The sequence below is a fragment of the Microcoleus sp. B5-D4 genome, assembly GCF_036705145.1.
In the GTDB taxonomy this organism is placed as follows: Bacteria; Cyanobacteriota; Cyanobacteriia; order Cyanobacteriales; family Microcoleaceae; genus Microcoleus.
In genome coordinates, this window is record NZ_JAUBTV010000026.1 from 75333 (window position 1) to 82013 (window position 6681).

Sequence of the window (6681 nt, forward strand, 5' to 3'; positions counted from 1 at the left end):
TAAAATTACTTGGCGTCAGCTTTCATTTTTTCAGCTTTGGCGATCGCCTCGTTGATATCGCCCACCAAATAGAAAGCTTGTTCCGGTAATTCGTCAAGTTCGCCAGCCAAAATCATCTGGAAGCCCTTAATGGTGTCTGCCAGCTTGACGTACTTGCCAGGGGAACCTGTGAACACTTCCGCCACAAAGAACGGTTGGGACAAGAAGCGTTCAATTTTGCGAGCGCGAGAAACTGTCAAGCGGTCATCTTCCGACAGCTCGTCCAAGCCCAAAATTGCAATAATGTCTTGCAATTCCTTATAGCGTTGCAGAGTAGACTGCACCTGACGAGCAACACCATAGTGTTCTTCGCCGACAACGCTAACTTGCAACATCGTAGACGTAGAATCCAGTGGGTCAACCGCAGGATAAATCCCCTTCGCAGCCAAGCCGCGAGACAACACAGTTGTAGCGTCCAAGTGAGCAAAAGTCGTAGCCGGTGCGGGGTCAGTCAAGTCATCCGCAGGTACGTACACAGCTTGAACTGAAGTAATCGAACCTTCGGTAGTCGAAGTAATCCGTTCTTGCAAGTCGCCCATGTCTGTACCGAGAGTCGGCTGATATCCCACAGCCGAAGGCATCCGACCCAACAGAGCCGATACCTCAGAGCCCGCTTGCACAAACCGGAAGATATTGTCAATGAACAGCAGCACGTCTTGCTTGCTGACATCACGGAAGTATTCGGCCATTGCCAGAGCCGACAGGCCCACGCGCATCCGAGCACCAGGCGGCTCGTTCATTTGACCGTAAACCAGAGCAATTTTTGATTTGCTGCGGTCTTCTTCGTTAATAACCCCCGACTCGATCATTTCTTTGTAGAGGTCATTACCTTCGCGGGTGCGCTCGCCCACACCACCGAACACGGACACGCCGCCGTGAGCCTTGGCGATGTTGTTCACGAGTTCCATCATAATCACGGTTTTGCCGACGCCTGCGCCGCCGAACAAACCGATTTTGCCGCCGCGACGGTAGGGGGCGAGCAGGTCAATCACCTTGATCCCAGTTTCAAACACCGAAGGCTTGGTTTCCAGTTCGGTGAAAGCCGGCGGGTTGCGGTGGATGGGCATACTTTCGGAAGTATTGACCGGGCCGAGGTTGTCTACGGGTTGGCCGATGACGTTAAAAATCCGGCCCAGAGTTGGGATGCCGACGGGAACTTGGATTGCTTCCCCGGTATCTACTACTTCCATGCCACGCACCAAGCCGTCGGTGGTACTCATGGAAACTGCACGCACTTGGCTGTCTCCGAGCAGTTGTTGAACTTCGCAGGTAACGGCAACGTCTTGACCTGCTTCGTTTTTGCCGGAAATCGTGAGAGCGTTATAGATTTGGGGCAGTTTGCCGCCTGGGAATTTTACGTCTACAACCGGCCCAATGATTTGGGTGATGTAGCCTACGTTCGTTTTTGTTGCGGTGGATACCATGAATAGTGCCTTTGTTAGGATGCTATTTTTCCCGTTATGGAAAAAGTCTTAACATTTAGAAATGCTATTCCTCAGATTACCACTGAACAGACGCACTATTTAGATTTGTATGGGGCTGGTTAAGAGTCATTTTTATGGTTACTGCCCTCGCTTTTTTTCCGGCGAGCTGCAGCCAAAGCCCCGATCCCCAGGATAGTCCCGAATAGTGTGACTGGTTCGGGGACTGGTTCGGGGACTAACTCAGCCGACACGCTGAAGTCTTGGAAGTCCAAGTCGTTTCCTCCTCCTGCATCGTCGAAGGAGATTTGTATGCCCTGAGCCAGTTGGCCTATTGTGACGGATGAAAATTGCTCTGGGCCTTTACCGCCGTTGATGTTGGTAAATGAGCCGTTGGAGTTGTAGTCGAGCATAAAGTTACCAAACACGGCTTGCTGACATCCCGTCACTAGACATTCATCTCTTCGGAACTGGCTGCTGGCGGCCCACCACTGGGGGCTGTTCATGAAGGTACTCGACGAGACGTATTGCTCGAAAGGTGTGCCGCTACCCGTGTCGCTCCACAGCAGCAGGGCATAAATTTGATCCTTCAAAAATGTGACGGTTTGGGTGATGGAGCCGTTGTCGGAGGTGACAGCCGTGCCGAAGCTTCCCTTCCATTCATTGGCGCTGCCGTTATCTGAGGGTTGGCTCTCGTAAAACAGTCTGGCGATGTTGCTGTAGCCAGTGTTTCCTGACTCAGCTTGGGCTACCCACAAGCTCGACTGGTAATTGCCGTGAGATTGGTCGAATGTAAAGTTTATATTGGTATCTCGATCAAACTGGATGCCGTCCGTGCCAAACATGAAAGCTCGGACGGGCGTGCAGATGCTGAGCAACATTGTGGTTGCCAAGCTGGCGACTGTAAAAGATGTTTTTTTGACTAGCGTTAAGGTAGTCATAACCCTGATTCCTCCTGTATTGTTAGGTAGTAAGGCCGAAAATGCCCTAAATGCCATGTTGCCGTGACGCGAATAGACGATCGCGAGCCTGCGATATTTAGGACGATCGTCAAACCTAAAGAAGAGGCTCCACACCAGTGAATCTACAGACAGATCTCACTTAAGGGTGTTTTGGAGTAAATGAGTGCTTCTTCTAAGAGTTTTCACTGACACCAGATTGACACAGTTTAATCTGTAACAGCAAGATTTTCATCCTGCCTAGACTTCCAACCTACTATATTTACTTCGTTTTAGTAACTGTCTAAAGTTGAGTGCAAGACTTGCAAATATTGGCTTTCATCAAAAATACATAAAATTTTTACTCTAGCTTTATGAAGTTTTGGTAAAGTTCATCCATAAAATATAAAGTTTTTGAGAGAAAGTCGGCTGTTCGGTTCGTTGCTCCTGAAAGCGGGCTGCAAGCTGCTCGGCCGATGGAGAAAGAAGCGGGGACGACCGCGAGTAGGGATTTGAGCGAGTTTTTTGCCCCTCTAAGCAAGCTGTATAACAGGCGATCGGTACTTACGTACTTTTGACTAAAATTCATAGTTTTTTAAACCCCTAAACCTCGCGTTCTGTGCCATATTTTTCCCCACAGTCCCGGACGCTTTAACCCGGTTTTTTAAGGTAATTGGGTCAGGGAAGCAGTGCAAGTCAAAAAAAGAATCCAAGTTTCATTTCCGGCGCCTGATTCCTAGTAAAAAAAACTGCTTTTACGTAAATCATAGTAATTAAAAACATACATTTCCTTTTTTAGTCCTAATTACTCGATCACCCAAAATAGGCGGCTCCTATTGACATGAGGAATTTTTAGGAGTAAAAAGAGGAGAAATAAATACGATCGCACTTTAAGCACAATCTTTAAACACAATGACACCCAACAAACTACATTTGCTCGGATGGTTATTCATTGTTAGCTGGCTGAGTGCAGCGGCGGGTTCGGCCAACGCGCAACCCATCGCCCCCGCAGCGGACGGCACTAACACAGTTGTTACTCCCAACGGCAACCGCTACGACATTTCCGGGGGGTCTTTCAGCGGAGATGGGGCTAATCTTTTTCACAGTTTTACTCAGTTTGGCCTCAGCGAGGCTCAAACGGCTAACTTTCTGACTAATCCCAATATTCAAAATATTTTGGGAAGGATTACTGGGGGTAATCCTTCTTTAATAAATGGCTTAATTCAAGTTACGGGCGGGAATTCCAATTTATTTTTGATGAATCCTGCTGGCATAATTTTCGGGCCGAATGCCAGTCTCAACGTGCCGGGATCTTTTAATGCTACTACGGCGACAGGGATTGGTTTTGGTAATAATCAGTGGTTTAGTGCGATCGGCAATAACAATTGGGCAACTTTCATCGGGACACCGAATAGTTTTGCGTTTACAAATTTGCCAGGGGGAAGCATAATTAATGCAGGCAATCTGACGGTGACACCAGGCCAAAGTTTAAGTTTAATTGGCGGTACGGTTGTCAATACTGGTCAGGTAACTGCGCCTAGCGGCAATATTTTGATCGGCGCCGTACCGGGCAGCAATTTGGTGCGAATTAGTCAAGCTGGAAATTTATTGAGCTTGGATATTCAGCCGACAGCAAATCAAAGTTCGCTGCCCAACAATTGGACGCAGCCAGTGTTATCTTTGCCGGAGTTGCTGACTGGAAAAGGTGTGGCACAGGCAACGGGTTTGACGGTAAATCCCAATGGGGAAGTTGTGTTGACAGGGAATGCTGCTGTGCCGGTAACTGCGGGAACGGCGATCGCATCCGGCAGTATCAATGTCTCTGGCAATACTGGCGGTACTGTAAATATTTTAGGCGACAAAGTAGGAGTTATTGCAGGCAATATCGATGCTTCTGGGATTAACGGTGGCGGTACTGTACTGATTGGCGGAGATTATCAGGGTTTGGGGACTGTGCCCAATGCTTCGCGGACTTTTGTTAGCAGCGATTCCACAATTAATGCTGATGCTGTTAGTAATGGGAATGGCGGGCGAGTCATAGTTTGGGCGGATGAAACTACTCGCTTTAATGGCAATATTACTGCCAGAGGTGGCTTGTTTTCTGGGAATGGCGGCTTTGCGGAAGTGTCTGGAAAGCAATCGCTGGATTTTCAAGGATTAGTTGATTTGCGATCGACCTTTGGGATTGCTGGAACTTTATTGTTAGATCCTACTGATATCACTATTATCGAAGGTGCGGATGCAGGCGGCACTTTAGCAGGGGGAGCATTTACGCCCTCGGCGGGTACTTCTACAATTAATAATGGGACGCTGCAAACACAGTTAGGTTTGGGAAATGTGACTATTTCCACTGCGTCGGATTTTCCTAATCAAGGTAATATTACCGTCAGCGCGCCGATCTCTTGGGCTAATAGTAATTCCCTGACTCTGACTGCTAATAATAATATTAATATTAATAATACCAGTATCACCACTCAGGGAGGGAATATTACTTTGAATGCTGATAGTGATAATCTAAACGGTGGTGCTGTCAGTATCGTAGGTTCGACGATCGATACTAATGGTGGTAATTTCCTGGGTAATGGTCAGGGGAATAGTTTATTCGGGCCGGGAATCGATATCCAGAACAGCACAATTAATGCCGGAAGTGGAAAAATTGACCTAAATGGTATTGGTGGAGAAGCTTCGACAGGAAAGAATAATGGTATTTTGATTTCGGGCGCCACACTACAAACTATTGGCAGCGGGAATATTACCCTCAATGGTACTGGCAGGAGCAGCAGCGTATTCACCCCCCATGAAGGTATTGTTGTTACACGTACATCTAAGGTGACTTCAGCTAATGGAAATATCACCCTGACTGGCACAGGTAACGGAACTGGAAACGGCAACAACGGGATTAACATTAATACCACCAGCACAGTGGAATCGATCGGAACAGGAAGTATTACTTTCAACGGTACTGGCGGGAACGGGACAGATGGTAATAAAGGGATATCTATTGACAGCAGTACAGTGGAATCGCTCGGAACAGGAAGTATTACTTTCAACGGTACTGGCGGCAACGGGACATTTAATAATCGAGGGATATCTATTACCAACACGAGTATAGTGCGATCGGCTGGGGGAAATGTCAGCCTGACGGGTAAAGGTGCTGGAACTTTAAATGAAAACACCGGCGTTTATCTAAACAGCTCTACAGTGGAGTCAACGGCGGGGAACGGGACTGTCACCATCACCGGCACGGGGGGAAATGGCACGGAAAGCAATAAAGGGATAGATATATTTCTACCAAATGTTGCTGGTAGTAATAAGAACATAGTCCGATCCCAGAATGGAGATATTGCCCTAACTGGAACAGGCCAGGGGAGCGCGGGCAACAACATGGGCATTTCGATAACGGCAACGGCATCGGTGGTGGAGTCCACAGGCACCGGGAATGTGACTCTCAGCGGTGTTGGGGGCAATGGGACTGATAGCAATCAAGGGATACGACTTGTTAGCGGCACAGTGAAAGCGCTCTCTGGAGATGTCAGTGTGACTGGTACAGGCGGTGGGGCTGGGACTACCAACGAGGGCATAGTTATAACTGGTACAGTCCAAACCGCAGCCTTGGGAAAGGTGACGTTGACGGGGACGGGCAGTGCAGGGACGGGGAGTAATTCCGGCATCACGCTCAGCGAGGGCACGGTACGATCAGAGAATGGAGATATTGTTTTAACCGGTACCGGTGTAGGGACTGCATTTAACAGCTACGGGATTAACTTAGCAGCGACCGATCTTCGTGACAGGGTGCAAGCTACGGGAACGGGTAATATTAGCCTCACGGGAAAGGCTAACAACAATTCCATTGCAATTAACCTCACCCAGAGTGTAATTGAGGCGAGTTTAGGCGGCAAGGTCACTTTGACGGGCGATGAAATTCAATTGCCAGGAACAAGTCAAGTTAAAGGGACTGGGACTATCCAGTTGGAGCCGCTTACTCCCACTTTAGATATTACTGTGGGCGGCAATACTAAGGACGCTCGTTTGAATCTCAGCAGTGCTGAACTCGCGCCTCCCATCATCACTGGGTTTTCCCAAATGATTATCGGGCGCACGGATGGGACGGGGGATCTCGCAATTGACCCCGCTGGTGTTACTTTTAATTTCCCCGTCACAATGCAAGCTGGCACAATTGCAGTCGATGGAAACATTACAGGTGCAACCCACATTCCGCAGATATTTAGACAAATTTAATAGTTTTAAATTGGGAGGCATAAAGCCATGGAATCAATATATAG

4 protein-coding genes are annotated in these 6681 nt (G+C 48.2%); 1 reads left to right on the forward strand and 3 read right to left on the reverse strand.

What is annotated here, in order from left to right:
* Positions 1-5: 5 nt before the first annotated feature.
* The 3 genes from atpD to QUB10_RS14775 form a co-directional block, all read right to left on the reverse strand.
* Entirely contained in the window at positions 6-1463 is a 1458-nt protein-coding gene (gene atpD, locus QUB10_RS14765; RefSeq protein ID WP_333203196.1) for a F0F1 ATP synthase subunit beta, read from the reverse strand.
* 119 nt (positions 1464-1582) lie between these two features.
* Positions 1583-2401 carry a PEP-CTERM sorting domain-containing protein gene (locus QUB10_RS14770; RefSeq protein ID WP_333203198.1) on the reverse strand — a complete coding sequence of 273 codons (819 nt, stop codon included), beginning with the start codon at positions 2399-2401 and terminating at the stop codon, positions 1583-1585.
* Between the two features lie 358 nt (positions 2402-2759).
* The gene (locus tag QUB10_RS14775; RefSeq protein ID WP_333203200.1) at positions 2760-2987 is read right to left on the reverse strand and encodes a hypothetical protein; all 228 of its coding nucleotides are present in this window, start codon (positions 2985-2987) and stop codon (positions 2760-2762) included.
* Between the two features lie 323 nt (positions 2988-3310).
* On the opposite strand from QUB10_RS14775, the gene QUB10_RS14780 reads away from it, so the two are divergent.
* Positions 3311-6637, forward strand: coding sequence for a two-partner secretion domain-containing protein (locus tag QUB10_RS14780; protein ID WP_333203202.1), 3327 nt, complete (start codon positions 3311-3313; stop codon positions 6635-6637).
* The last annotated feature ends 44 nt before the right edge of the window (positions 6638-6681 follow it).